25 protein-coding genes are annotated in these 25,524 nt (G+C 60.2%); 15 read left to right on the top strand and 10 right to left on the bottom strand.

The window, feature by feature from the left end; translation table 11 throughout:
* Window positions 1-100: 100 nt before the first annotated feature.
* The 3 genes from pdxB to ACFC20_RS07525 are packed head-to-tail and all read right to left on the bottom strand — an operon-like array spanning window position 101 to window position 3,120.
* Complete coding sequence (gene pdxB, locus ACFC20_RS07535; protein ID WP_375192462.1) at window positions 101-1,264, bottom strand: 4-phosphoerythronate dehydrogenase PdxB; 1,164 nt, start codon at window positions 1,262-1,264, stop codon at window positions 101-103.
* A gap of 17 nt (window positions 1,265-1,281) precedes the next feature.
* Window positions 1,282-2,559 (bottom strand): DEAD/DEAH box helicase, encoded by a 1,278-nt coding sequence (locus ACFC20_RS07530; protein WP_375192461.1) that lies wholly within the window; start codon window positions 2,557-2,559, stop codon window positions 1,282-1,284.
* 6 nt (window positions 2,560-2,565) lie between these two features.
* On the bottom strand, window positions 2,566-3,120 hold the full coding sequence (locus ACFC20_RS07525) for an elongation factor P hydroxylase (RefSeq protein WP_375192460.1): 555 nt from the start codon (window positions 3,118-3,120) through the stop codon (window positions 2,566-2,568).
* 155 nt (window positions 3,121-3,275) lie between these two features.
* Here ACFC20_RS07525 and dsbD point away from each other — a divergent pair, with 155 nt between their 5' ends.
* Window positions 3,276-5,135 carry a protein-disulfide reductase DsbD gene (dsbD, locus tag ACFC20_RS07520; protein ID WP_375192459.1) on the top strand — a complete coding sequence of 620 codons (1,860 nt, stop codon included), beginning with the start codon at window positions 3,276-3,278 and terminating at the stop codon, window positions 5,133-5,135.
* On the opposite strand, the gene tusA is transcribed toward dsbD, so the two are convergent.
* The gene (gene tusA / locus ACFC20_RS07515; RefSeq protein ID WP_375192458.1) at window positions 5,132-5,371 is read right to left on the bottom strand and encodes a sulfurtransferase TusA; all 240 of its coding nucleotides are present in this window, start codon (window positions 5,369-5,371) and stop codon (window positions 5,132-5,134) included. The two genes, dsbD and tusA, sit on opposite strands and share 4 nt — an antisense overlap.
* 86 nt (window positions 5,372-5,457) lie before the next feature.
* Between tusA and ACFC20_RS07510 the strand changes: the two genes are divergently transcribed.
* On the top strand, window positions 5,458-5,748 hold the full coding sequence (locus ACFC20_RS07510; RefSeq protein WP_375192457.1) for an antibiotic biosynthesis monooxygenase family protein: 291 nt from the start codon (window positions 5,458-5,460) through the stop codon (window positions 5,746-5,748).
* Here ACFC20_RS07510 and rlmM read toward each other — a convergent pair.
* Entirely contained in the window at window positions 5,745-6,821 is a 1,077-nt protein-coding gene (rlmM, locus tag ACFC20_RS07505; RefSeq protein ID WP_375192456.1) for a 23S rRNA (cytidine(2498)-2'-O)-methyltransferase RlmM, read from the bottom strand. The two genes, ACFC20_RS07510 and rlmM, sit on opposite strands and share 4 nt — an antisense overlap.
* A 112-nt stretch (window positions 6,822-6,933) precedes the next feature.
* On the opposite strand from rlmM, the gene ACFC20_RS07500 reads away from it, so the two are divergent.
* The gene (locus ACFC20_RS07500) at window positions 6,934-8,808 is read left to right on the top strand and encodes a diguanylate cyclase (protein WP_375192455.1); all 1,875 of its coding nucleotides are present in this window, start codon (window positions 6,934-6,936) and stop codon (window positions 8,806-8,808) included.
* Here the strand turns inward: ACFC20_RS07500 and ACFC20_RS07495 are convergent.
* A complete protein-coding gene (locus ACFC20_RS07495; protein WP_375192454.1) occupies window positions 8,778-9,425 on the bottom strand; it encodes an alpha/beta family hydrolase in 648 nt (215 codons plus the stop codon). The two genes, ACFC20_RS07500 and ACFC20_RS07495, sit on opposite strands and share 31 nt — an antisense overlap.
* A gap of 221 nt (window positions 9,426-9,646) precedes the next feature.
* On the opposite strand from ACFC20_RS07495, the gene ccoN reads away from it, so the two are divergent.
* From ccoN to ACFC20_RS07450, 9 genes are all read left to right on the top strand, one after another.
* Entirely contained in the window at window positions 9,647-11,077 is a 1,431-nt protein-coding gene (gene ccoN / locus ACFC20_RS07490; protein ID WP_091986001.1) for a cytochrome-c oxidase, cbb3-type subunit I, read from the top strand.
* Between the two features lie 15 nt (window positions 11,078-11,092).
* A complete protein-coding gene (ccoO, locus tag ACFC20_RS07485) occupies window positions 11,093-11,701 on the top strand; it encodes a cytochrome-c oxidase, cbb3-type subunit II (protein WP_091986003.1) in 609 nt (202 codons plus the stop codon).
* A 4-nt stretch (window positions 11,702-11,705) separates the two neighbouring features.
* Entirely contained in the window at window positions 11,706-11,891 is a 186-nt protein-coding gene (locus tag ACFC20_RS07480) for a cbb3-type cytochrome c oxidase subunit 3 (RefSeq protein WP_091986005.1), read from the top strand.
* On the top strand, window positions 11,888-12,778 hold the full coding sequence (gene ccoP, locus ACFC20_RS07475; RefSeq protein WP_375192453.1) for a cytochrome-c oxidase, cbb3-type subunit III: 891 nt from the start codon (window positions 11,888-11,890) through the stop codon (window positions 12,776-12,778). Before ACFC20_RS07480 ends, ccoP begins: the two co-directional genes overlap by 4 nt.
* 126 nt (window positions 12,779-12,904) lie before the next feature.
* Window positions 12,905-14,335, top strand: a complete 1,431-nt coding sequence (gene ccoG / locus ACFC20_RS07470) for a cytochrome c oxidase accessory protein CcoG (protein ID WP_375192452.1) — start codon at window positions 12,905-12,907, stop codon at window positions 14,333-14,335.
* 44 nt (window positions 14,336-14,379) lie between these two features.
* Entirely contained in the window at window positions 14,380-14,895 is a 516-nt protein-coding gene (locus ACFC20_RS07465; RefSeq protein ID WP_375192451.1) for a FixH family protein, read from the top strand.
* The gene (locus tag ACFC20_RS07460; RefSeq protein WP_375192450.1) at window positions 14,892-17,339 is read left to right on the top strand and encodes a heavy metal translocating P-type ATPase; all 2,448 of its coding nucleotides are present in this window, start codon (window positions 14,892-14,894) and stop codon (window positions 17,337-17,339) included. The genes ACFC20_RS07465 and ACFC20_RS07460 overlap by 4 nt, the downstream gene beginning before the upstream one ends.
* A gap of 37 nt (window positions 17,340-17,376) precedes the next feature.
* On the top strand, window positions 17,377-17,634 hold the full coding sequence (gene ccoS / locus ACFC20_RS07455; protein ID WP_375192449.1) for a cbb3-type cytochrome oxidase assembly protein CcoS: 258 nt from the start codon (window positions 17,377-17,379) through the stop codon (window positions 17,632-17,634).
* Window positions 17,631-18,320: a sulfite exporter TauE/SafE family protein gene (locus ACFC20_RS07450; RefSeq protein WP_375192448.1), complete on the top strand. Its 690-nt coding sequence runs from the start codon at window positions 17,631-17,633 to the stop codon at window positions 18,318-18,320. Before ccoS ends, ACFC20_RS07450 begins: the two co-directional genes overlap by 4 nt.
* Before the next feature lie 4 nt (window positions 18,321-18,324).
* Here the strand turns inward: ACFC20_RS07450 and ttcA are convergent, their stop codons facing one another.
* Window positions 18,325-19,251, bottom strand: a complete 927-nt coding sequence (ttcA, locus tag ACFC20_RS07445; protein WP_375192447.1) for a tRNA 2-thiocytidine(32) synthetase TtcA — start codon at window positions 19,249-19,251, stop codon at window positions 18,325-18,327.
* 72 nt (window positions 19,252-19,323) lie between these two features.
* Between ttcA and ACFC20_RS07440 the strand changes: the two genes are divergently transcribed.
* Genes ACFC20_RS07440 through ACFC20_RS07430 form a run of 3 tightly spaced genes read left to right on the top strand, consistent with a single transcriptional unit; the run spans window position 19,324 to window position 21,750 of the window.
* Entirely contained in the window at window positions 19,324-19,968 is a 645-nt protein-coding gene (locus ACFC20_RS07440) for a TetR/AcrR family transcriptional regulator (protein WP_375192446.1), read from the top strand.
* A 19-nt stretch (window positions 19,969-19,987) separates the two neighbouring features.
* Window positions 19,988-20,662, top strand: coding sequence for a DNA-J related domain-containing protein (locus tag ACFC20_RS07435; protein WP_375192445.1), 675 nt, complete (start codon window positions 19,988-19,990; stop codon window positions 20,660-20,662).
* Between the two features lie 53 nt (window positions 20,663-20,715).
* Complete coding sequence (locus tag ACFC20_RS07430; RefSeq protein WP_375192444.1) at window positions 20,716-21,750, top strand: polysaccharide deacetylase family protein; 1,035 nt, start codon at window positions 20,716-20,718, stop codon at window positions 21,748-21,750.
* Window positions 21,751-21,754: 4 nt separating this feature from the next.
* Here ACFC20_RS07430 and ACFC20_RS07425 read toward each other — a convergent pair whose 3' ends face one another.
* Genes ACFC20_RS07425 through ACFC20_RS07415 form a run of 3 tightly spaced genes read right to left on the bottom strand, consistent with a single transcriptional unit; the run spans window position 21,755 to window position 25,512 of the window.
* Window positions 21,755-22,804: a MalM family protein gene (locus tag ACFC20_RS07425; RefSeq protein ID WP_375192443.1), complete on the bottom strand. Its 1,050-nt coding sequence runs from the start codon at window positions 22,802-22,804 to the stop codon at window positions 21,755-21,757.
* A 33-nt stretch (window positions 22,805-22,837) separates the two neighbouring features.
* Window positions 22,838-24,463 (bottom strand): OmpP1/FadL family transporter, encoded by a 1,626-nt coding sequence (locus ACFC20_RS07420; protein ID WP_375192442.1) that lies wholly within the window; start codon window positions 24,461-24,463, stop codon window positions 22,838-22,840.
* A 38-nt stretch (window positions 24,464-24,501) separates the two neighbouring features.
* Entirely contained in the window at window positions 24,502-25,512 is a 1,011-nt protein-coding gene (locus ACFC20_RS07415) for a flagellar protein FilC (protein ID WP_091986037.1), read from the bottom strand.
* Window positions 25,513-25,524 lie beyond the last annotated feature (12 nt).

The raw sequence follows: 25,524 nt of genomic DNA, 5'->3' as shown, positions 1-25,524 counted from the left end.
GCTCACGGGAGGACTTGCACCTCCAGGAGTGCGCCCGTGCCGGGCGCACCAAAAAAGCCGGGGCACTTGCCCCGGCTTTGTTCTGCAGGACCGACCGTTATCAGATCTTCAGTTTGAAGCCGATGGCCCTGAAGCTGTCCTGCAGCGATTTGCTGGTGCCCTTCAACTGAATCTTCACGCTCGAGCATTCACGCCGCACCGGGTAGTCCCGGCGGAGCCGGTCAAACGCCGGGCCCCGCTCTGCGGGTGCTCCGTCCATGGCATGCCGAAGCCTGGCATCGTCCCGGCGCGGGTCGTAGCAGGCCCTCAGGGCAATGCGAATGGCATCGTCCTCGTCGGCGGAACTGGTGAACGATAGCTTGCTCAGGGCCGGCTCCGGCAGAAACTGCCCGGCCTTCTTGCGGATGGGCAGACCCAGGAACTGACTCAGGGCCTGGTAGATCATCTCCGTGCCCTGAACCTTGCCCTCCAGGCTGTAACCGGCGATGTGGGGCGTTGCCAGCCAGACACGATCCACCAGCTCGGGGTTGATCCTTGGCTCCTGCTCCCAGACATCAAGGGCGACCGTCGGCGCGTTACCCTGCTCCAGCCGCTCCAGCAATGCAGATGTATCAATCACCTCGCCCCGACCGGCATTGATCAGAAGCTGCCCGGCGTTCAGGTCTGCCAACTCCTGTGGACCGATCATGTGGAACGTGGGGTGGCTGCCATCCCGGGTGAGCGGCGTATGCAGCGAAACCACATCGCATTTGAGCGTCTCGGCCAGCGTGACGAAGTTTTCGCCAGACTCCTGCCCGGACTCTTCCAACTCAGCCCTTGGAGGATCGCAGAGCCGAACCTCAAATCCCAAACGCTCCAGCTTGCGGGCCAGCTCACTGCCAACGTTGCCGACGCCGACAATACCGACACTGAGGTTGGTCCAGTCTTCCAGGCCCTGTTTTTCCGCGTGCAGGGAAATCACCGATAGCACATACTCAGCCACGCTGTTGGCGTTGCAGCCAGGAGCAGCCGAGAACCGGATACCGGCCTCTTCCAGCCATGGCAGGTCCACATGATCGGTGCCGATCGTGGCAGTGCCCACAAAACGTACCCGACTGCCTTCGAGTAGCTCCCGGTTGACCCGGGTAACCGAGCGCACCAGAAGGGCATCGGCGTCCCGGACATCGCTCGCTGTCATGGAGCGGCCGGAGACACGGCGAATCTCGCCAATGTCACCGAAGAAAGAATCCAGCAGGGGTATGTTCTCGTCAGCTACGATCAACATGGTGGTGCCCGGTCCTGTCAGTTCCTGCGCTGTCGCGGATTGCGTCCGCCCTGTCCGCGACCGCCCTGGGGCCGCCGCCCACGTTTACGGGTGATCGGCGGGTTGTCCATGGTCGCCATCAAGGCTTCGTCCGGCACAGCGGTTTTCAGCTTCTGGCTGATGTAGGACTCAATGGCGGGCAAGGCGAAGGAGTCGTCCTCACCGGCGAAACTCACCGATACGCCATGCTTGCCGGCACGACCGGTGCGACCGATACGATGGACATAGTCTTCCGCGTTGTCCGGAAGATTGTAGTTGAAGACGTGGGTAACCCCGTTTACGTGAATCCCCCGGCCAGCCACATCCGTTGCCACCAGCACCTGAATGCTGCCTTTCTTGAACTGATCCAGGGTCTTCAGGCGCTTGTTCTGGGCAATTTCGCCGGACATGAGGGCCACCTTAACGCCCTGGTTCTTCAGGTCTTCCTCAAGGTCCCGGCACTGGTCACGGCGGTTGGCGAAGACGATGGCCTTCTCCACTTCCGGGCGTTTAAGGTAATTGACCAGAACGGTGAGCTTTTCGTCGTCGGCCACCAGATACACCGTCTGATCCACCCGTTCCGCGGTTTTCTGTTCCGGCTCGATTTCCACAAACTCCGCGTTCTGCGTCCACATGGATGCCAGGTTCAGGACATCCTGATTGAAGGTGGCGCTGAACAGCAGGGTCTGGCGCTCGTCCTTGGGGGTGCACTTGCGGATGATCCGCTTCACATCGGGTATGAACCCCATGTCCAGCATGCGGTCCGCTTCGTCCAGGATGAGAATATCCAGCTGATCCAGAAACACGTCCTGGGAACCGAGAAAATCGATCAGCCGCCCCGGGGTGGCCACCAGAATATCCACGATCTCGTTCTGCAGCTGGTCCCGCTGCTTGTCGTAGTTCATACCACCCACCACCGTGACCACATTATGGCCGGTATACTGGCACAGCTGCTCGGCATCCTTGGCAATCTGCATGGCCAACTCGCGGGTCGGGGCCAGCGCCAGCACGCGAGGCTCGGAGGCAAACCGGTCCTTCTCCGGTACCGGAGTTTCCAGCAGGCTCTGGATGGCGGTGATCAGGAACGCGGCGGTCTTGCCGGTACCGGTCTGGGCCTGACCGATCAGGTCCTCGCAGGCCAGAGTCCAGGGCAGGGTTTCTGCCTGAATGGGGGTACAATACTCGAAACCAATGGCGGTTATGGCATCCAGCAGTCGCTTGTCGAGGTTCAGGTCGCTGAATCTCAGATCGCCGGTATGTTTTGGGTCAGATGTCATAGAGTCCTAGTTTTCCTGGGGTAATGCTGGTTCAGAAGTCGATGGTGCAATCCGCCGGACATCCTCGTGCCAACGGGCTTTCAGGGTAGCTCCGGTCCCATAGAACGCTGCCAACGCTTCCAGAAAGCGTTGTGCCCGGTCGGGAAGCCCGCGTTCAAGGTACCTGCCAGCCTGGGTGCAGACGTTCTGCCGAAAACGCGTTTCCTGGGCTGCCCCGGCACCGGAGAGGTTGTCCAGGCTTATGTGGAACCGAAACCCGGCGGCCAGGGCGAACAGCCACTCGATTGCCTGCGGCTTGACCTCCACCGTCTCAAAAGCCTGCTGCTGCTCCGGCGTGCGGCCATCCGGACAGTACCAGTAACCGTAATCGTGGAGTGTGCGCCGATGCTCTCCAGCAATACACCAGTGGCTGATTTCATGCAAAGCACTGGCATAATAGCCATGGGCAAAAACCACCCTGGCGAAGCCATCCGGTTCGCTGGCGGGCACATATTCAGGTTCATCGCTGCCTCTGACCAGCACTGTCCGGTAGGCTTCCCGGAACAGGTCATTGAACAGCATGATAAGATCATTCGGGCTGTGATTCATTGGTGGGCTATTGTGCGACTTTACGGCCCCCAATACCAGAGGGAACTTTGACCCGGCCCTTGTGTCCACTGCACGATTCACCGTGGCCCTGCGCCCCGATCAGACACCAACAGGAAAACCGTTCAACGATGATGTCCAATCCCCTGTCCCTGATACTCCTGCTCACTGTCATGTTATCCGCAACGAGTCCCGCCTGGGCTCTCGGCAGCAGCGGTGGCAGCCTGTTCGGAGGCCAGGGCGGAGAATTCCTGCCGGTCGACGAGGCCCTGCCCTTCGACTTCACGTCAACGACTGATGGCGTGGTTCTGGAGTGGAACATAACCCCGGGCCACTACCTCTACCAGGAGCGGATCAGTATTGCCACCGACAAAAAGGGGGTTGTGCTGGGTGAGCCTGCCTTTTCGGTAACCGGTACCGAAACCGAGGATGAATATTTCGGTAAGAGCACGGTCTTCTACGAACCGGTGCAAGCCCGCGTGCCCGTCACCCTGCCCGAGGGCGCCAAGGAAGCCGTGCTTCAGGTAACCTACCAGGGCTGCGCCGAAGCCGGTCTCTGCTACCCGCCGCAAACGCGAGAGGTGCTCTTCTACCCCGGCAGCGGTAACAGCGCCGACAGTGGCGCAACCACCACCCAGAATGACAGCGGTAACAGTTCGACCGTCGACACCGAGACCGCCACCGGTCTTGCCGGCTTTCTCTCTCGCCAGTCCACAGCGGTGATCGCGGGCGTGTTTCTGCTGCTCGGCCTGGGCCTGACCTTCACGCCCTGCGTACTGCCGATGGTGCCCATTATCTCTTCCCTTGTTTCCGGCCGAAACACCCGGACCACTGGTCAGGCCCTGATGCTGTCCGGCAGTTACGTGATGGGCATGGCGCTGACCTACGCCGCCGCTGGTGTTCTCACCGGACTGCTGGGCGCGAGCTTCAATCTGCAGGCTCAATTACAGTCTCCCTGGGTTCTGGGCACCTTCGCCCTGCTGTTCGTAATATTCGCGCTCTCAATGTTCGATCTTTTTGAAATCCAGTTGCCGCGGTTCATCCGGGAGCCACTGAACGATGCCAGCCATCGCCTGACCGGAGGCCGGGTGGCCAGCCTGTTTGGCATTGGCGCTCTGTCGGCACTGATCGTGTCGCCGTGTGTATCTGCGCCCCTGGCCGGCAGCCTGCTCTATATCTCGACAACCCAGGATGCTGTCATCGGCGGCATCGCGCTGTTCTCACTGGGCCTGGGCATGGGTATACCCCTGATCCTCGTGGCGGTGGGAGGCCGGAAGCTGCTGCCAACCACCGGGCACTGGATGACAGCGGTAAAGCATTTCTACGGAGTAATGCTGCTCGCCGTCGCTATCTGGCTGGTTGAACGGCTGGTGCCGGGTTGGGTGGCACTGGTGTTGTGGGGCCTGCTGGTGGCCATCACCGGCGTGCAACTGGGCGCATTCGATGCTGCCAGGGCCGGCTGGGAAAGAACACGAAAAGGGCTGGGACTGGTGCTGTTCGCCTATGGCCTGGCGCTGCTGGCAGGCGCTGTGGGTGGCGCCAGCGATCCCCTCAGGCCTCTTGCGCCGTTTACCGTGGCAAGCACGGCAAGTGGCTCAGTGGCCCCTGCCGCGGCCGACCATGCGCCCTTCCGCCGCGTGGAAGATCCCGCACAGGTCCGGGCCATGCTCCAGCAGGCCAGTCTTGAGGGACAGCCGGTGATGCTCGATTTCTACGCCGACTGGTGTATTTCGTGCAAGGTGATGGAACGCAACGTATTCAGCAAGCCCGAGGTCATTCAGGCCCTGGCCCCTTATACGCTGTTGCAAATCGACATGACCGACAACACGCCTGCTCAGCAGGCACTTCTCGACGAGCTGGGCCTGTTCGGTCCTCCGGCCATTCTGTTCTACAACCAGAGCGGGGATGAACTGGCCGAGCACCGGGTGCTGGGTGAAATGGACCGCGAACAGTTCCTCAACCACCTCAGGAAGGTAGGCAGAGACGCCTAACTGCCCCTGCGAATCAGGTAGATAAAGAGGTCCTCGTCCTCCAGCTGCTGAACCAGTTCGTGCCCGAGGAACTGGCAGAACCTGGGTATGTCCCGCGTGGTGGAAGGATCCGTAGCCACCACCCGCAGGATGCCGCCCGGCTGCACATCGTTAATTCGGTTATGCAGCATCATCACAGGCTCGGGACAGAACAGCCCCCGGGCGTCCAACTCTGCGTCAAATTCCGATGCTTCCACTCTCGATCTCCTGTTAATCAACCTGATTTTTCTGAGTTTTCTGCTAGATTCGTTAATAAGACCGTTAACATGCTTGGAGGTTTGCCATGATTCGGGTATTGATCGAGCGCCACATTGCCGAGTCACTGGAGTCAGCATACGAGGAACGTTCGCGCAAGGTTCTTCAACAAGCAGTCAGTGCACCCGGATTCATTTCTGGCGAAACCCTGATCGACGCCCACGACGAGAACCATCGCATAACCCTGGCCAACTGGCGCTCCGAAGCCGACTGGGACCGCTGGCTGCACTCCGAAGAACGCCGGGAGCTGATGCTGGAACTGGCCCCGATGATGGATCGGGAAGAACACATCACCGTTCTTGAGCAGAGCGCATTCTAACCAACCCGCTCTATAAAGCAGGTGATCTCCTCGCGATCATGATACAGGTGTCGCGCCCTCAGGCGTGCATGCACCCCGGCCGCTTCCAGGCCACTCTCGAGTATGTCGCGGCAAATCAGCCATTCTTCATAGCGCTTTTTCATCGGTAATTTCAGATTGAACAGAGCGTAGCGGCACAACCCCTCGCCCAGCCAGGTGACCGCCAGCCGGGCGGTTTTCCGGGGTTGATCGACGATGTCACAGACCATCCAGTCGATGCCCCGTTTCGGCCGCCAGGCAAAGCCGTCCGCCTCCACATGCTCAACCTGCCCGCTGGCCATAAGCTCATCGTTCATCGGGCCGTTATCCACCGCGGTCACCAGCATGCCCTGCCGGACCAGTTGCCAGGTCCAGCCACCGGGCGCGGCGCCCAGGTCAGCCGCCTTCTTGCCGCCGCCCAGGTAGTCGAGCTCCCGACCCTCGGGCAGGAACACCTTCCACGCCTCCTCCAGTTTCAGCGCGGAACGGCTCGGTGCCGAAGCGGGTAACCGCAGTCGGGGAATTCCGCCCACATAACGGGCCCGGTTTTCTGAAAGACTGTAGCCCAGCAACGCGGTTTCAAAATCGGGAAGAAACACTTCCAGGCGGGCTGGGGCCGGCGCATTCTGGTCGGGTTTAAGAAGGCCCGCACCTCGCAACCCCCGCGACAGCGGCGAAACCCATTTACGGGCAAAATTGCCGAGATCCCGATCGGCATTGTTCTCCGGCACCCGGATTTCGAGCCGGGCGCAGCCAGGCCAGCCAAGATCCAGGGACCGCAATCCCGCAATAACGGCGCCGACCCGATCACTCGCCGGCAGTGGCAGTGCACCCAACACAACCATCCAATCTCTCACGAATACCAGCTCGTCCAGCGGCAGGATGGCCATGATGTCCTCGGCCCTGGCCGGCGCCGATATGAGGAACCGCACCCGCCCCTGGTTTGCTTCTGGCTCGAAATAGCCAAACATCCCCTTCTCGGAGGCCCTGTCGGTCATTTCCCTGCCGGCCTCGGTTTCGAAACCGGGCCGACAGAACAGAAGTATCTGGTCCATGCCTCACCTTTTCTACGGGGCTGCGCCAACCCACGAAATTTCAAACTGTTTAACAGCGTCGTTTGTATTCTCTGGCTACACTTGCCGACTTACACTGCCCAGGAATCCCTGAATGCCCCGCTCCGCACGCCTGATCGCCCTTTTCAGCCTCTGGCTGCTTCCCGCCCTGGCCCTGGCGGATTCCGGGTCTGCCCAGTCGGGCTGTGCGACGCTGGACGCCAGTAATCCGAACGCCCGCGCCGCGCTGATGCAGTACATTTGTTACCACAGCGCGCCGCCCGGCACACCCAGTCACGACGCTTCCGAACCCGGCCAGTTACCGGCCGACATGGACTGGACACCGGCCAACGGTCGGGATCTGGTGTTCAGCCACACCCGCTCCATTTATTGGGTTCACCTGCACATTGCCAATCTCGGAAGCGAGCGGGCCGCCTGGTACCTGAAACTGGGGTATCCGCTGCTGGACGAGGTCACCCTCTGGCAGGAGGGGGATGATACTACAGAGCGACTGGTGACCGGAGATCAGCGCCCGTTCAGTGACCGGCCCGTAGACTACCGCCATTTCCTGTTCCCCGTCACGCTGGATGCCGGCGAGACGCGGTCACTGACTTTGCGGGTACACAGCAACGGCGCGCTCAATGTACCCCTGAGCCTGGAAACCGCCGAAGAGGTGATTGCCGATAGCAACCACTTAACCCTCACCCACGGGCTCTTCTACGGTGCCCTGCTGGTTTTTGCGGTATTCAATCTGCTGCTGTTTTTCAGTGCCGGCACCACCTACTACTTCTACAACGCGTTTTATCTGGCAGCGCTCGGGCTCTTCCTCTTTGCCATGGGCGGGTTCGCCAACCAGTATTTCTGGCCGGACAGTCCCGGCTTCGCCAATATGTCGATCCCGCTGTCACTGGCGCTGTGCGCCCTGGCGATGCTCATGTTCGGGCGGTCCTTTCTGGAAGTGGAGAGGGGCACGGTATCGGCCAAGATTCTGAGTGGCGAGGCCTGGTTGTGTATCGGCCTGCTGGTTCTGTCCGTGGTACTGCCCTATAACAAGAGCATTCTGCTCAATACCACGCTGGCACTTGCAGTGATCGCTTCATTGTTCGTGATTGCCGCCGTGCGCTGGCGGCAGGGTTACCAACCGGCCACCTGGTATCTACTGGCCTGGCTGATCATGCTGGTTGGCGGGCTGATTTACGCAATGGCCGCGTTTGGCTACCTGACTGATTTCCTGGCACGGGAGGCCATGATGCAGGTGGCGGTGGGCGGCCAGGTCATTCTGCTCAACTACGCCATGGTGCAGCGCTGGCGCCTCCTGAACCAGAAACTTCTCGACGTGGAGCACAATGCCCGCACCGAACTGGAATTCAAGGTGCACGAGCGCACGGCACAGCTGCGCAACACCATGAGAGAGCTCGAGAAAGCCAACCGCAAACTGTCATCACTCAGCCTGAATGATGCTCTCACCGGACTCCATAACCGACGCTACCTCGACAACATACTGCCTGAACTCTGTGGCGAAGCCCGCCGAAGCGGACAGCCTCTGGCGTTGGCACTGGTGGACGCTGATCATTTCAAATCCATCAACGACACCTGGGGCCATGGATTCGGCGATACCTGCCTGCAGTTCATCGCCGAGGTACTGACCCGGCATGTGAAGCGCCCGAGGGATGTGGCCATTCGTTTCGGCGGCGAAGAGTTTGCCCTGCTGCTACCGGGAACCGATGCCGCCGGCGCCCTCAAGGTCTGCATCGCCCTGCTGGAGGACCTCGCCGAAACCCCCATCCCTGCCCCCGACGGCTCCGACGTGAGAATCACGCTGAGCGCCGGCATTGCCACCCTCGAGAGTGGCGAGGATCAGGGCCACCTGTTCGACCGGGCCGATCAGGCGCTTTACCGGGCCAAGCACGCCGGACGTAATCGGGTGATGATGTCCGGCACAGACCAGGAGCAGAGCGCTCAGGCTCCCAGGCATTCGTCGACAAACTGACGGGTGGCGGAAGCCGCCGAAGCCAGCAGGGTTTCCTGGGTGTCCGGTTGGCTTTTCAGCGGCTGAAAGTCGTGGTTGCCACCCTCGAGCCAGTGAATCCGTACATTGCCCAGTGCTTCACTACGACCCTCAACTTCCTCCCTGCGTCCGAACGGGTCCCGGGTTCCCTGCACCACAAGAGCCGGCACCGTGAGCGCGGCGAAATGCTCGATGCGCCATCGATCGGGCTTGCCGGGCGGGTGAAACGGATAACCAAAACACACCACGCCATCCACGCCCTGGCCCTCGCTGGCCAGCACACTGGCCATCCGGCCGCCCATGGATTTTCCGCCGACCAGAATCCGGCACTGTTCGCCCACCTCCTGGCGAACCCGGTCCAGAACCTCGGAAAAATGCGACAGTAAAACCGGCTGTCGGTCTGGCGGGCGTTTCTTGCCGTCGGTCCGGCGCTTCTGCATGTAAGGAAACTCGAAACGTACAACGTCAATACCCTGGCCAAAGAGCTTGTCGGACAGACCCTCCATGAACGGGGAATCCGCTGGCGCACCGGCGCCATGGGCAAGAATCAGTACTACGTCCGGCGTATTTTCATAGCCTTTGGTCGTAATCAACGGCACAAAATTCACCTCGTTCGTTCAAGCGACTATCATTGCAGTTCCAGCAACACATTTTCCAACCGCTGAAACAACTCCAACGAACGCAGTATAAAGGAAGCCATGTTGCTGATTTGGGCGCATTTGACGGATGTCAGGAGTTGACCTGAGTCATTGCAAACCGCTAATCGTTTCTCCATACTTGCGCCCGCATAATTCCCCACTCTAAACCCATTGGTAAGGCTATGAGCACAGTAAATGCAAACCTGACTTACAACTACAAGGTGGTGAGACAATTCGCCATCATGACGTTGGTCTGGGGCATTGTTGGCATGGGCATGGGCGTGTTGATCGCATCCCAGCTCGTGTGGCCCTCAATGAACCTGGATTTGCCCTGGACGCACTTTGGCCGTCTTCGTCCCTTGCATACCAACCTGGTTATCTTCGGCTTCGGGGGCTCGGCACTGTTTGCCACGTCCTATTATGTTGTCCAGAGGACCTGTCAGGCGAGGCTGATTTCTGACAGCCTGGCCGCATTTACGTTCTGGGGCTGGCAGGCCATCATGATTGCCGCCATCCTCACCTTGCCTCAGGGTTTGACCTCCTCCAAGGAGTACGCCGAACTCGAATGGCCCATCGACATCGCCATCGCGGTTGTCTGGGTAACCTACGCGCTGGTGTTCTTCGGCACCGTCATGAAGCGCAGCAGCCCGCACATCTACGTTGCCAACTGGTTCTACGGTGGTTTCATCATTACCGTGGCGGTTCTGCATATCGGCAACAACCTGGCGCTGCCAGCTGGTGCGTTCAAGTCTTACTCCGCCTATGCCGGCGTCACCGACGCCATGATGCAGTGGTGGTGGGGTCACAACGCAGTGGGCTTCTTCCTGACTGCCGGCTTCCTGGGCATGATGTACTACTTCGTGCCAAAGCAGGCCAACCGTCCCATTTACTCCTACCGCCTGTCCATCGTTCACTTCTGGGCGTTGATTGCCACCTACGTGTGGGCCGGTGGCCACCACCTGCACTACTCCGCGCTTCCTGACTGGGCTCAGACCGCCGGTATGGTGATGTCACTGATCCTGCTTGCGCCGTCCTGGGGCGGTATGATCAACGGCATGATGACCCTCTCGGGCGCCTGGCACAAACTGCGCACCGATCCGATTCTGCGCTTCCTGGTGGTTTCCCTGTCGTTCTACGGCATGTCCACCTTCGAAGGCCCGATGATGGCTATCAAGACCGTGAATGCGCTGTCGCACAACACCGACTGGACCATTGGTCACGTTCATTCCGGTGCTCTTGGCTGGGTTGCCATGATCAGCATCGGGGCGGTCTACCACCTCATTCCCAAACTCTGGGGCCTGCAGGCCATGTACAGCACCAGCCTGATCAACGTGCACTTCTGGCTGGCCACCGTGGGCACGGTCCTGTACATCGTTGCCATGTGGGTAAATGGAATTATGCAGGGCCTGATGTGGCGTGCAGTCAACGAAGACGGCACCCTGACCTACAGCTTTGTTGAGGCACTTGAAGCCTCCTACCCCGGCTACCTCGTGCGGTTTATCGGTGGCGCGATCTTCCTGAGCGGCATGCTTGTTATGGCCTACAACGTGTACATGACCGTACGCCAGAAAGAAGCAGTAGCGCAGGACAACGCGGCGACCCAGCCGGCGTAACGGGAGAGAGATCAGATGAAACATGAAGTAGTCGAGAAAAACCTCGGTCTGATGATCGTTCTGATCATCCTGACCATCAGTGGTGGCTTCCTGGTGGAGGTTGTCCCCCTGTTCTTCCTGAAAGAAACCAACGAACCGGTGGAAGGCCTTGAGCCCCTCTCCGCCCTCGAACTGGAAGGCCGGGACATTTACATCCGCGAAGGCTGCCACGTGTGTCATACCCAGCAGATCCGTCCCTTCCGGGCCGAGACCGAGCGGTATGGCCACTACTCCGTTGCGGGCGAGTTCGTTTATGACCGCCCGTTCCTGTGGGGCTCCAAGCGTACCGGTCCGGATCTGGCCCGTGTAGGCGGTCGATACTCCGATGCCTGGCAACGCCAGCACCTGTACGATCCGCGCAGTGTCGTCCCCGAGTCCAACATGCCGGCATTCCCCTGGCTGTTCGAAGACCGGGTAGATCACACCAAGACCGCTGCCAAGATGGAAACGCTGCAGACCCTGGGCGTTCCCTACACCGACGAGCAGATCGCAGAGGCCTCTGCTCAGGTGGAAGGCAAGTTTGAAATCGAGGCTCTGGTCGCGTACCTGCAACAGTTGGGTACAGTGATTTCAGAAAAACGGTGAACCGATGGATATCAATGAGTTACGCGGAATTCACACGCTTCTCGTAATGGCGGCTTTTCTCGGTATCGTCTGGTGGGCGTACAGCGCCCGCCGCAAGAAAGCCAACGACGAGGCGGCTCACCTGCCCTTCGACGATGACGAAGTGGAAAAGCGTACGCTCGAACAGGAAAAAACGGAGAAGAAACAATGAGTACCTTTTGGAGCCTCTGGATCAGTGTGATCGTGCTCGGTACCATATTCGGCTGCATGTGGCTTCTGTGGGCAACCCGCAAGAGCCAGTCCACCGATGTCGAGACCGAACGCACAACGGGCCACTCGTTTGATGGCATCGAAGAATACGATAACCCTCTGCCCAAGTGGTGGTTCTACCTGTTCCTCGCCACCTGTATTTTCTCACTCGGGTATCTGGTTCTGTACCCGGGCCTCGGGAACTTCCAGGGTATTCTGGGCTGGTCTTCGGCCAACCAGTGGGAGGCAGAGGTTGCAGAGGCAGAGGAAAAGTACGGGGAAATTTACGCCCAGTACGGTGAGACACCGGTTCCACAGCTTGCCGAAAACGGCGATGCCATGAAAATCGGCCAGCGCCTGTTCGCCAACAACTGCGCGGTGTGCCATGGCTCGGCTGCACGCGGCCAGGTGGGCTTTCCCAACCTGACAGATGACGACTGGCTGTACGGCGGAACGCCAGACGCCATCCTGGAAACCCTGCACAACGGTCGCATGGGCAACATGCCGGCCAAGGGCACCATGCCCAGCATGACCAACGAGCAGGTGGACCAGGTGGTCAACTACGTGCTGAGCTTCAGTGGTCGTGAGAAGGATGCCGAGGCCGCCAAGGCCGGTGAAGCCGTGTTTGCCCAGGCTTGTGTTGCCTGCCACGGGGCTGACGGCAAGGGTAACCAGGCCATGGGCGCACCCAATCTGACCGATAACACCTGGCTCTACGGCTCCACCTACGAGTGGATCAAGGAAACCGTCATGAACGGTCGTCAGAACCAGATGCCGGCGCAGAGTGGCCGCCTCTCGGACGACCAGATTCAGATTCTGGCAGCGTACGTGTACAGCCTGTCAAACTGAATCTACCGGCCGGGCTTGCCCCGGCCCGGTCTTTTCAACCCTGTGCCTGCCTGGCGGGTACAGGCTTGAAAGGATCAGCACGCCAATGGCCTGCCGCCTCGTAACACCCTTCCCCTGGAGGTAACGATGAGCAGTGAGATTCCGGTCAAGCAGATTGACCCATCCTCTGACCCCTCCGACAAAAACAAGAAATCCGGAACCGTCGAACTTTACGCAAGTCGCAAGAAGATCTACGTCAAAGAGGTCAAGGGCTTTTTCCAGCGCATCCGCAACGTAAGCCTCACGCTGCTGATGGGCATGTATTTCCTGTTTGTCTGGTTGACCCTGGACGGCCAGCCGCTCATCCATTTCGACCTCCCGGCCCGGGAATTTCACCTGTACGGCATGACCTTCTTTCCGAAGGACTTTTTCCTGTTGTCTGGCATGCTCATCATCTGCGCCTTCGGGCTGTTTTTTATCACCACCCTTTTTGGCCGGGTCTGGTGCGGCTACACCTGTCCGCAAACGGTCTGGACCTTTATTTTCATGTGGGTGGAAGAGCGTATTGAAGGCAGCCGCAACAAACGCATGAAGCTGGACAAATCACCCAGCTCCAGCGCCAAGATCTTCAAGAAATCCGCCAAGCACACGGTCTGGCTTTTGATCGCCCTGGCAACCGGCCTGACCTTCGTTGGCTACTTCTACCCCATCCGTGAGTTGCTTGCGGATCTGTTCACGCTCCGGGCCAACGGCTGGGCCTACTTCTGGGTCGCTTTCTTTACCGCGGCCACCTACCTGAACGCCGGCTGGATGCGCGAGCAGGTATGCCTGTACATGTGCCCCTACGCCCGCTTCCAGTCGGTCATGTTCGACCCCAACACCCGGGTGGTTTCCTACGATCCCAATCGGGGTGAGCCCCGTGGCGGCCGCAAAAAAGGCACGGCTCCCTCAGAGTTGGGCCTTGGAGACTGCATCGACTGCGGGCAATGCGTGCAGGTGTGCCCCACCGGCATCGATATTCGCGATGGGCTTCAGTACGAATGCATCGGCTGTGCCCTGTGCATCGATGCCTGTGACGAAATCATGGACAAGATGGAGTACCCACGGGGGCTGATTCGCTACACCACCGAAAACGAGCTTGAGGGCAAGCCCTCGAGGCTGCTGCGGCCAAGAACCTTCGGCTACGGTGCCGTTCTGCTGCTGATGATCGGCGCGATTATCTTCACCATCGCAACCCGGGTACCTGCCCAGCTGGACGCGCTCAGGGACCGTGGTGCGCTGTACAGCTTTAACGGTGAAGGTCGAATCGAGAACTCCTACACGCTCAAGATCGCCAACATGACCGAAGTCCCGCAGACCTTTAATGTGTCGGTCAGCGGGCTTCCGGACATACGCATTCTGACCAATACCTCGGTCACCGTTGAAAGTGGAGAGAACCGGTCGTTGCCCACCGTTGTGGATGTCCCGCCGGAGTCCATCAACCAATCGAACAACGAGATCCGATTCAGGGCGCAATCCGAGACGGATGCCTCCCTGGTTGTTGAAACTGAAAGCCGATTCGTTGGTCCAACCCGCTGACACCAGCCACGGCCTGGACCAGAAACGACATGAGATGCTGATTTATGACTGAAGAAACACCGGTAAGTCCCTGGTACCGCCAGCCCTGGTTCTGGTTTTTGCTGATCTTTCCTGGCGCCTCGATCATTTACTGCGCCATTGCCATCACCATCGCTATCAACACAGAAAATGCGATGGTCACTGATGACTGGTCGAAAGAAGGTCGGGGTATCAACATGTCCATCGCCCGTGACCAGAAGGCTGCGGATCTGGGCATGACCGCCCACATCGATTTCCGGGACCGGAATGTCATCGTTGACCTGGACACCACCAACGGACCGGCGGACTTTCCCTATCTGATTCTCAACCTGTTCCACCCGACCCTGTCGGACAAGGACCGCACCATCCAGTTTCAGCGAATCGAACCGGGCCGCTTTGCCGGCAAACTGCTGGAAGACATTGATGGGCGCTGGTACTACGACCTTCGCGGCCCCGCCAATGAGTGGCGTCTGAAGGGCGAAGCCCTGTTGCCTGCGGCAAATGGAATTACGGTCAAGGCCGGGGAGTCGGCCCAAGGTTGACCAGCCCGGATTGCTTCCATTGCGGTGAGCCGGCAGACGGCGAGCCCCCGATTACCCTTGAGCTTGACGGCAGTACGCGGCATTTCTGCTGTCAGGGCTGCAAGGCGGTGTGTCAGACCATTCATCAGGAAGGTCTTACCGGCTTCTACGATATCCGGACCCGCAACGCGGTCACTCCCAGGACGCTGACGACAGCCGAGGTAAACCGACTGCGGGAACTGGACCATCCGCTGGTTCAGGAGTCCTTCGTGTCGCCGGTAAAAGGCGGCCAGGAAGCCCAGCTTCTGATTGGTGGCATCACCTGCGCGGCGTGCATCTGGCTGCTTGAAAACCACATGGCCCAGCAGCCAGGTGTGGTGTCGTTTTCAGTCAACCACACCACGCAACGGGCGAGGCTGGTGTGGGCTCCGGACCAGGCCCGTCTCAGTGACCTGCTGATCGCCGTCCAGCAATTGGGGTACTCCGCCCGGCCCTACCAGGCCGATGAGGCGGAACAGGCCCTGAAGGCAGAACATCGTTCCATGCTGATTCGCGTTGCGGTTGCCGGTATTGGCTCGTTCCAGAGCATGATGCTGGCCTTCCCGCTGTACTTCGAACTGGTCAACGACCTCTCGCCAGGTTTTGTCAGCTTCTTCCGGTGGTTCAGCCTGCTGGTGGCAACACCTGTGGTGTTCTACAGCGCCCGACCATTTTTCCGGAATGCCAGGCGGGACATCCTCAGCCGCCACCTGACCATGGATGTTCCTGTGGCCATTGCCATCGGGCTCGCCTACCTGGCGAGCGCCTGGGTTACCGTTGTGGGGGGCGACGAAGTCTACTTCGAGTCCGTTTGCATGTTCACCTTCTTCCTGCTGCTGGGCCGCTACATTGAGCTCCAGGCAAGATACCGGGCCGGTCTGACGGGCAATGCTCTGGCCGGGTTCCAGCCTTCGGTGGCCACCCTGGTCATCGGCGATTCCACCGATGTGGTGCCAGTGCACAACGTGCGACCCGGCGACATTATCCGCGTACGCCCCGGCGAGACGCTCCCGGTGGACGGGGAAATCCTGAGCGGACAGTCCACCCTCAACGAAGCGGCACTGACCGGCGAGTACCTTCCAGAAACGCGTTACCCGGGCGATCCGGTCCATGCTGGCAGCATCAATGGTGAGCATCCCCTGGACATCCGGGTGGAGAAAGCCGGCGCCCAGACCCGGCTTTCGGGCATTCTGCGCATACTCGACCGGGTACAGTCGGAAAAACCCCGCGTTGCCCGGATGGCCGACCGGATGGCGGGCAAGTTCGTTGGTCGCGTGCTGATCCTGGCGCCGGTGGTCTGGATTGGCTGGTGGTGGGCCGGCGCCGACAACGCCTTCGACATCACCCTGTCGGTGTTGGTGGTGACCTGCCCCTGCGCGCTTTCACTGGCCACACCAACGGCCATCACCTCGGCCACAGTGAGGCTCCGGCGACTCGGATTTCTGCCGACACGGGGACACACCCTCGAGTCCATGAACAATATCGATACCGTGGTATTCGATAAAACCGGAACCCTGACCCAGGGCGAACTGACCCTGGTGGCCACCCGGATCACCGGCAGCCTGGATGAGAAGACCTGTCTGGCGCTGGCCGCCGGACTGGAAGCCCATTCAGAGCACCCGATTGCGAAGGTTTTCCGGCATCGGCAAGCAGCGAGCGTCGGCAACGTGCAGAATCACCTGGGTGGAGGTCTCTCCGGCCATTTCGGTGACACCGAGGTATTCATCGGGCACCGGGAGTTTGTTGCCGAACGTGTCTCGGCACCCGCGCCCGACACTGATCAACAACAAGGTATGACGGTGTGGCTGGCATCGAACCGGGAATGGCTCGCCTGCTTCACGCTTGACGACCAGCCCAGGGACGATGCCCGCACGGCCATCGAAACCTTGCAGGCAACCGGTATCCGGACCCTGTTGCTGAGCGGCGACCGCTCCGGGCACGTGGCATCGATCGCCGAGCGACTGGGCATTGATGAAGCGATCGGCCAGGCATCGCCGGAGGACAAGCTCTCCGTCCTGGAAAAACTCAAGGCCGAAGGCCGACAGATCATGATGGTGGGGGATGGCCTGAACGATCTGCCCTCCATGGCCGGAGCGGGCATTTCCGTTGCGATGGGCTCGGCGTCGGACCTGACCCAGCTCAAAGCCGACGCTGTGCTCCTCAACGGACAGCTGCTGCAGCTGGTGGAAGCCCTGCAGACCAGCCGTCAGACCCGCGCTATCATCCGGCAGAATCTCTGGTGGGCCCTGGGTTACAACGTCTGTGCGCTGCCGCTGGCCGCCGCCGGCATGGTGCCGCCCTGGCTGGCAGCCATTGGCATGTCACTGAGTTCTCTGGTGGTGGTGCTGAATGCGCTCAGGCTTGGCAAGAGACCGGCGCGGTCGCATCCGGACAATCCCCCGGTTGGCGTCGAGGCGCTGTCCTGATACCGTAAATTGGAAATCTGTTCCTCGGGAGTTCACCGTGCAAATCGTCATGTTCCTGGTTCCGCTGATGCTCATTCTGGTAACCGTGGGCATCGTGCTTTTCTCCTGGGCGGTCAAGAACGGCCAGTACGACGATCTGGAAGGTCCTGCCCACCGCATCCTGTACGACGATGACAAGGACAAGATTCCGCCGGAAGCAAGGACGGACGTCAAAGCTGACAATAATGAGGAGCTCGACACCGACGAGCCCTCTGGACAGGAAGCGCCGGACAGGAACAGCCACCGCACAGGATGAACCCGGACCTCTACCTCAGTTATCCAAGCGCCTTCATGATCGGCCTGCTTGGCAGCACCCATTGCCTGGGCATGTGCGGCGGTATCAGTGCGTCTCTGTCCATGGCATTGCCCGTGGGGCGGGGTTTCCGGTTTCGCCAGACGATGATGCTACTGGCGTTCAACGCCGGCAGGATTGGCAGTTACTGCCTGATTGCGGCCCTTGTGGCTGTGGCCAGCACGTCGGCCGCGAATCAGTGGCAGGAGGCCGGTCTGGTACTGCGCACCCTGGCGGGCGCGCTGCTGATTTTCATGGGGCTGTCCATGGGCCAGTGGTGGCAAGGCATTCGCTATGTAGAGCGGGTTGGCGCACCGATCTGGGCCCGGCTTTCTCCCCTGACCCGTCGGCTGCTGCCGGTGAATCACGGCGGCCAGGCTCTCTTGCTGGGTGCCCTGTGGGGCTGGCTGCCCTGCGGACTGATCTACAGCACCCTGGGCTGGGCCGCCCTGCAGCCAACCGTGGGTTCGGCGGCCCTGACCATGCTGTTCTTCGGCCTGGGGACCCTGCCGTCGATGCTCGCAACGGGCTACGCAGCCAGCCGGGTCAAGGCCTTGCAGGGCAACGGGCTGTTCCGGAAAGTGACCGGTGGCCTGCTTATCCTGTTCGGCCTGTGGACGCTGCCGTTCTCAGGGCTGGGTAGCCACTGATTGACTAGATGTTCAGAACGTCCAGCCGTCCGAAATCCGGAGCCGCCTCGGGCTCGGCGGTCTGAACCGCCTGGCGCTTGCCGCCAAGCCGCTTGCCCTCCCGGAAATCGTAGAGATCGGTATCAGCCAGATGGGACGGTTCCACATTGCACATGGCCCGGAACATGGTTTCGAGCCGACCCGGGTGCTGCTTGTCCCAGGACTTGAACATGTCCTTTATTACCTGTCGCTGCAGGTTTTCCTGAGAACCGCACAGGTTGCACGGAATGATCGGGAATTCACGCAACGCCGCATACCGGGCAATGTCTTTCTCCCGGCTGTAGGCCAGCGGCCGGATTACCGTGTTGCGACCATCGTCGCTGTGCAGCACCGGCGGCATGGATTTGAGCTTGCCACCGTAGAACATGTTCAGGAACAGGGTTTCCAGGAGGTCATCCCGGTGATGGCCGAGTGCAATCTTGGTGACCCCGTGCTCTTCTGCAAAATTGTAAAGAATTCCGCGACGTAGGCGAGAGCACAAACCGCAGGTAGTCTTCCCTTCCGGCACTTTTTCCTTAACAATGCTGTAGGTGTCTTTCTCGATGATGTGATACTCGATGCCCATCGATGACAGATACTCCGGCAGAACCTCCTCCGGAAACCCCGGTTGCTTCTGGTCGAGGTTGACGGCGATCAGCTCGAAGTCCACCGGCGCGCTCTTCTGCAGATTCAGCAGAATATCGAGCATGGCGTAGGAGTCCTTGCCGCCGCTGAGGCAGCACATGACCTTGTCGCCGGCTTCAATCATCGAGAAATCAGCTATCGCCTGACCGACTTCGCGGCGCAGACGTTTCTGCAGCTTGTTCAACTCCAGTTTCTGGCGGCGGTCGCGCTCAGAAGCAGGATCAGAGTTGAGGGATGGTTCGGAACTGGCGATTATAGCTTCGGACATACCAACGTCGTTCACAGGGAAAATGGAGCGACGATTATACGCGTCACATGGATCAAGGGACAGGTTACCAACATGGATAGGTTAGAAGCGAACGACGGAGCCTCCGGCAAACGGGAACGGAACCGCATACGCAACCGCAGGGCCATTCTGCATGCAGCCAGGGAATGTTTCCGGGAACAGGGCTACGAGCAGACCACCATCCGGGATATTGTGCGCAGAACCCACCTGGCCGCCGGCACCTTCTACAACTATTTCTCGAGCAAGCAGGATATCTTCGCCGCCCTGCTGACCGATTTCCTGACCCGGCTCAACAGCAACCTGACCCGGCACCGGCGGGCCGCAGCATCAACCGAGGATTTCATTCACTTCGCCTACCTGGCACTCTACCAGGCCACCGCCCGGGATCCTCTGGTCTACGAACTGGCACACCGTAATGAGCGGGCGCTGCAGGAGCTCTTCGGGGCAGATATCGTGGGCCTGACCATGCAATCCCTGGAGGACGATGTGCGGAACGCCATGGATCGGGGCCTGCTTCCTTCCATCGATCGGGAGTACCTGTGTGCTGCGTTCTTTGGCGTGGCCTGGGAAACCAGCCTGGCCCTTGCCCGACGGGCCCAGGGTGATCCCGGGTCCGCCGACGACGAGGCGGTAAACGCCACTCGATTCTCAACCCGCCTGTTCCTGGGGGGCCTGCCGGAGCTGGCCGGACTTTCCTGAACGGCGAGACTTCCCTACCATGAACCCCATGACCAAGCCCGCCCCTAATCAGATCTCTGCCGGCCCGGGGCCGGCGGCAACCGACCACCATCTGGAACAGCAGATTGCTCACCTGCTGGTGGCGGTTGAACACGAGCTCAGGGCCACGCCCTCGGGCATCAGCGAATTGTCCCTGATCAAGGCGCTGCAACGGCCGCCCTGGGAACTGCTGGGAGAGGTTGTGTTCAACGAGCCAGAGCGGCTTTATCCCGTTCATTTCCTGCTGTTCCACGTACTTTACCGACTCCGGGATCAGCTGGCGGAGAGCGGCGAGTCACTTCACATCTCGCCCCTCAATATCCGCCTTGAGCAACAGTCCGTGGTGGACGGTGGTGGACCTCCGGGCGATATCGACAGTCTCCGGGCGTTCTACCTGGACCTCTCGCAGTACCGGCTGCCCGAGGAAGCAATCCACCAGATGATGGATGACTTCTGGGCCGGCGTTCCCGGCCAATGCCCGGCGCCCTCGGAAACCAGGGCGGCAGCCGAGACCCTGGGCTTCGAATCGGTGCCGGCGGACTTCCCGACGGTTAAACAACGGTTTCGCCGTGCGGTGATGCGCGCGCACCCCGATCGGGGCGGCAACACCGAGACCATCCAGCACCTGAACCAGGCGTTTGCGGTTCTTAAGGCTCACTTTCGTAACAGCGCCTGAGCCACCGCCAGCCATACGAGACCTGAAAAATCATGATGAAAAACAGGAGATCCATGCCAATGAAAGCCTTGTTGAGCCCGCTTGCGGCTGCGGCCATCCTTATTACCGTCAGCGCGGCCGCGAGGGCCGATCTCGTGGTCCTCCAGTATCACCATGTGAGTGACAGCACGCCGCCGGCGACAACCACGTCGGTGTCGCTGTTTCGCAAACAGCTGGAAATGATCGACGACCTTGGCCTAGAGGTGGTGCCCCTCCTGGAAGGCACCCGCAACACCCGGAACGGCAATCAGCCCGAGGAAAACCGGATCGCCATTACCTTCGACGATGCCTACGACTCTGTTTTCCACCAGGCTGCCCCCATGCTCGCCGAGCGGGATTATCCCTACACCGTTTTCGTCAATACCGATGCCGTTGGCGGTCGGGGCTACATGACCTGGGATCAGATTCGGGAACTGGCCGCCCGACCAGGGGTCACCATCGCCAACCACAGCGCCGACCACGGACACCTGGCCCGCAAGCCCGGTGAATCCCCCGAGGCCTGGCAGAAGCGGATTACACAGAGCCTGGATGAGGCCCAGGAAGCCCTGGAAAGCCAGCTCGAAGACCCCGCCCCGATGTTTGCCTATCCCTACGGCGAATTCGATGAGGGCCTTGAGCGCGAGATTGAAAAGCGCGGCTGGTACGGTTTCGGCCAACAATCCGGCGCCATTGGCCCGAAAACCGCAACGACCCGCCTGCCACGCTTTCCGATGGCGAACGCCTATGGCCAGCTGGGCAGCCTGGAAACCAAACTCACCAGCAAGGCGTTTCCGATTGACACCGGTAAGCTGCCCGATGGTGTGATTCCGAAGAACCCGCCCACGCTCGAATTCCCGCTGGTGGATGCGATGGATGCGAGCCGCCTGACCTGTTTTGCCTCAGGAAAAGGGCGGATAGATTTTGAGGTGATCAATGACACCGTACGGGTGACGGCACCCGGCGGCTTTGACAGCCGGCGCTTTCGCTACAACTGTACCCACCCCGCCGGCAACGGGCGTTATTACTGGCTTTCCCAGCAATGGCTGGACCTGAGCCAACCGGAAGACTGAGCCCTCAGGGCTCCAGTTCCTCCAAACCGATTTCGCCCACCGGAACATGGGGAATTTTCTTGGGGCCGGAGCCGGTCTCGATCACTGTCTGGCCGGCCAGGTCCTCCGACCTGGTCAGTACCAGCAGCCATCGTTCTCCCCGTCCCGGAAAGGCCGGAATGACGGCTTCCAGATAACCCCGGCGGTGCCAGTTCTCGGGTGTGAATGCCATCACCAGATCGGTAACCAGACGCAGAGGTTGCCGCTGGTCATCCAGAAATACTACCGAAGGCACGAACACGCCGTTCCTGACGTAAGAGCGCAGGCGGAACAGGAACGCGTCTCCACCTGCCCCGGGCTCCGGTAGCTGGATCAACTGGTACCGGCTGTTTCCGGTGAGAAAGTCATGTCTGGGCGAATCCTGATCCAGACTGATGCCGAACTCCCGATCCGGCTGCCATTGCTCATAGCCCGCGTCCAGCGAGTCGCAGCAAGTGTCGGTAAAACGCTGGAGAAAACCCGGGCCACCGGAGTCGATACCGAGAATGGCAAAGGCCTCGGGGTCACCTGCGGGTGGGGACTGCGTAGCTGTTGTTTCCGATGGCCGGTGGTAAACGCTGGCCTCGGTAAGCTGCACCGGCGGCTCGACCCGGCCTTTCTCACCCTCCGGGCGGGTATCCGGCCGGTAGTAGCTGACCCGGACATTGCCCTGGGCATCCCGCCAGGTAAAATAAGGTTGGCGCTCACCCGGGCGAACATAGCCGTCACGGGCCAGCTGCTCGGCATCCGGGTAATTCTCCAGGGTGTATTCGGTTTCCTCTTCAAGCGCCGGAGACGGGGTTCTGTTTTTCCCCGAACCCGGTTCGGCGGCATCCGGCCTGTTGGCAGTTTGCGCCGGTTTTTCGGCCTCTCCGGAGCTGCCATCCACGATGGGCGAGTAACGGACCCTGCCCTGCTCATCCACCCAGGTGAAATAACCTTCCCGTTCCGAGACCGTCGACCCGCCCAGCTGGCAGCCGGCCAGAACAGCAGCCAACAGGATGCATAGCGGTTTCAGTCTCGCGGCTTCGGTCACGACAGTTTGCATCTCCCCGGACGGTAACGGACCTCAGAATTTGGTTCGAAAACTGAGCCCCGCCATGACAACCCTCAACGACGTCTTGATATCCAGCCCGGCGTAGGGGTTGTAGATGATGTTGGTGATATTGTCGCAGTTTACGTTACAGCTGGTGTCGGCAGGAATGGATTCGATGGAATGCAGGTAACTCAGGTTCATGTCGATCTCGGTGTCCTTGTCCCACTTGTAACCCATGCCGACACTGTACAGGTTGGCGCCACCGAAGGGCGCCATGACCTGCCGCTGATCGTCCGGAATGACCGAGTCACGGATCTCGACACCAGCCCGCAGATCCAGTCGGGAGGAGGCGTGGAATTCCATGCCGAAGGCCCAGTTCCACTGGCTCTTGAAGCCCAGGGGCAGCCTGAGGGTATTGGGAGTTGCGTTATCCGGTGACAGGATACGGGCCGCATTGAGGAATTCCAGGTTGCGGTCGAAACGGAACACGAAGGCGTCCCACTGTTTGTAGTCGGTCCAGCCAATGTCCGCATTCAGGGTGAGCTTGGGATGCACATCGACACTAATACCAGTCTGGAAATGCTGCGGGTACACCAGATCCATGCTGACGTTCCCGGCCTCCCTCGGCGCGCCGGACGGCAGACTGAGGATGGCCGAGGTGATGGCACCCAGAACGGAGCCGTTGACGCTCTGCCAGAAGCCGGACCAGTCATCGGTGTACTGGATCTCGAAGGTGCCCTTCATGTTCATATCGGCTTCGGAGGTGTAGCTCGCCCCCCAGCTGAACCAGTCCGTTGGCTCCCACATCACGCCCAGGGCATAGGTGGGCGACAGGGTCTCCTGCACGTTGATGTTCAGGGCGCCAATGTCGTCCCAGGGGCCAACGTTGCCCCCACACAGCGCCAGCCACGGCTGCAGCGGCTCATCACCGCTTTCGCAGTTAAAGGCATCCTGCAGAATCTCCGCCACGCCCAGCAGCATATTCGGGGCCCGCATGTACTGATCGGCGGCAATACCCATGTGAGACAGGTGAATCCCCGCCCCCACGGACCATTCGTCGTTGATCTCGTACCCGACGGTGGGCGACAGATAGGTGGTCCTCTGCAGGGCAGTAGCCTGCGGCTGATAGCGACCGGGATCGTCCTTGTCCCGATAGAAGCCGGCCGCAAGCGGCAGGTAAAAGGCGTTACCAAAGGTGAGCTTGGATCCGGGGGGATTGATGCTGACTCCCGCCGATGGTGCCACGGCCGGACCCGGCGGAGCGCGCAGAATGCCGTAGCCGGGGATGTACAGGGCTACATTGTTGGTGTGGCTGTGGGTATTGGCTACCGGATCCCGCTGCTTTCCGGTCAGCGGATCAATCTCAAGACCGTCGATTCCGAAAATTTCATAGCCTTCCGGAGCGGTGAAATCGGCGTCGATATCGAGGTAGACGCTCATCAGGTTGACTTCAAGCTGACGACCCTCGAGCTTGGTCAGACCGGCAGGGTTATAATGGATGGCCATCAGCCCTGGCGGATCGGCCGTCACCGCGTTCCCGAGGGCCAGTGCCTTGGGATGGATGGTCAGGTTCTGAGCCAGCTGAGCCTGGGCACCACACGAGATGGTGGTGGCGATCAGGGCCGCGAGAATCTGCCGGTTGTGGCTGTTCTGTGCCATGAAATGCTTCCCTTCCCGTTGATCGCGAACGACACCAATCACTCTTTGAGTCCGGAGAAATTGATGGGCAGGGAGACGCCCAGCGAGAAGTCCGGCGCGTCTTCGGTGAGGCCGATTCCCAGGCTGGTATTAATGATGGTCGTGTCACTCACCCGCGTACCCAGAGACATGCTCAGGAAACCGGTCATCTGGTCCTGCGCCACCGCCTGGTCGCCGTTGGAGAAGGTCAGCACGGTTTCATCGCTGTAACTCAGCTGGGCCGAAATACTCAGCGAAATATCGTAGGACAGGGAGTAGGCAAAGCCGGCAGAGCCAGAGAGGCCGAAGCCGGGATCCACTTCTTCCAGAAGGCGAGCTCCGCGTACCTGCTGGAGATCCTCCGCCGGGAGGTTATAGGTAGCGCTGACCGAACCGAACACCACCACCGGATCCAGCACTTTCGACAGGCTTGCGCCGCCGCCGATGGAGTAGTAACCGCTGCCGGTGGACAGCTGCTCCTGAATGTCAATTTCGTAGGGGCTGACACCGGTCTTGGTCGTCAGGGTGCCAAACAGCGTTGTCGACATCTTGCCAGGGACATAGGCGAAGGGCTGCCAGCGCCCGGTGAAGGAAATGTCGCCGAAATCGTAAACCGTCAACTCATCCTGGGTATCGTACTTCACCACCAGCGGAATCCGGGTGCCCACGGTCAGGTTATCCAGCAGACCGTAATCGTAGGAGAACGCGTTGGTGAAGTTGTGGGTCGCCGACGGGACCACATCCAGATTGCGCACCGAACCATTGGTAATGGCCAGATCAAGACGCTGGTCTGCGGTGTAGGAGTAATCGAACGAGTAGTTCAGCGAATGGGAGCCTTTCTTCTGCAGCGAGTAATTCTTCTCGGCTGCCTGGAACACTTCCTCAAGCTGCTGGGACGCATCTTCGTCGCCCTCTTGCTTGGCCAGTGCCTCGCGGGCCTGGTCTACACTGCCTTCCTGCGCCAGGGTCATACCCGGAAGCAGACCTGCCGTGGAAACAAGGATAAAACCTCGCACAAACCAACGATTCATCCTGACTCCCTT

The organism is Marinobacter sp. (assembly GCF_041984545.1).
Lineage (GTDB): Bacteria > Pseudomonadota > Gammaproteobacteria > Pseudomonadales > Oleiphilaceae > Marinobacter.
Note: the sequence above shows the minus strand (reverse complement) of the source record. Positions and strands in the feature narration are given on the sequence as shown.

Coding starts and splice junctions, on each gene's coding strand:
- pdxB (WP_375192462.1), bottom strand. CDS start 1,264: ATGTTGATCGTAGCTGACGAGAACATACCCCTGCTGGATTCTTTCTTC.
- ACFC20_RS07530 (WP_375192461.1), bottom strand. CDS start 2,559: ATGACATCTGACCCAAAACATACCGGCGATCTGAGATTCAGCGACCTG.
- ACFC20_RS07525 (WP_375192460.1), bottom strand. CDS start 3,120: ATGCTGTTCAATGACCTGTTCCGGGAAGCCTACCGGACAGTGCTGGTC.
- dsbD (WP_375192459.1), top strand. CDS start 3,276: ATGATGTCCAATCCCCTGTCCCTGATACTCCTGCTCACTGTCATGTTA.
- ACFC20_RS07510 (WP_375192457.1), top strand. CDS start 5,458: ATGATTCGGGTATTGATCGAGCGCCACATTGCCGAGTCACTGGAGTCA.
- rlmM (WP_375192456.1), bottom strand. CDS start 6,821: ATGGACCAGATACTTCTGTTCTGTCGGCCCGGTTTCGAAACCGAGGCC.
- ACFC20_RS07500 (WP_375192455.1), top strand. CDS start 6,934: ATGCCCCGCTCCGCACGCCTGATCGCCCTTTTCAGCCTCTGGCTGCTT.
- ccoN (WP_091986001.1), top strand. CDS start 9,647: ATGAGCACAGTAAATGCAAACCTGACTTACAACTACAAGGTGGTGAGA.
- ccoO (WP_091986003.1), top strand. CDS start 11,093: ATGAAACATGAAGTAGTCGAGAAAAACCTCGGTCTGATGATCGTTCTG.
- ACFC20_RS07480 (WP_091986005.1), top strand. CDS start 11,706: ATGGATATCAATGAGTTACGCGGAATTCACACGCTTCTCGTAATGGCG.
- ccoP (WP_375192453.1), top strand. CDS start 11,888: ATGAGTACCTTTTGGAGCCTCTGGATCAGTGTGATCGTGCTCGGTACC.
- ccoG (WP_375192452.1), top strand. CDS start 12,905: ATGAGCAGTGAGATTCCGGTCAAGCAGATTGACCCATCCTCTGACCCC.
- ACFC20_RS07465 (WP_375192451.1), top strand. CDS start 14,380: ATGACTGAAGAAACACCGGTAAGTCCCTGGTACCGCCAGCCCTGGTTC.
- ACFC20_RS07450 (WP_375192448.1), top strand. CDS start 17,631: ATGAACCCGGACCTCTACCTCAGTTATCCAAGCGCCTTCATGATCGGC.
- ttcA (WP_375192447.1), bottom strand. CDS start 19,251: ATGTCCGAAGCTATAATCGCCAGTTCCGAACCATCCCTCAACTCTGAT.
- ACFC20_RS07440 (WP_375192446.1), top strand. CDS start 19,324: ATGGATAGGTTAGAAGCGAACGACGGAGCCTCCGGCAAACGGGAACGG.
- ACFC20_RS07435 (WP_375192445.1), top strand. CDS start 19,988: ATGAACCCCATGACCAAGCCCGCCCCTAATCAGATCTCTGCCGGCCCG.
- ACFC20_RS07430 (WP_375192444.1), top strand. CDS start 20,716: ATGCCAATGAAAGCCTTGTTGAGCCCGCTTGCGGCTGCGGCCATCCTT.
- ACFC20_RS07420 (WP_375192442.1), bottom strand. CDS start 24,463: ATGGCACAGAACAGCCACAACCGGCAGATTCTCGCGGCCCTGATCGCC.
- ACFC20_RS07415 (WP_091986037.1), bottom strand. CDS start 25,512: ATGAATCGTTGGTTTGTGCGAGGTTTTATCCTTGTTTCCACGGCAGGT.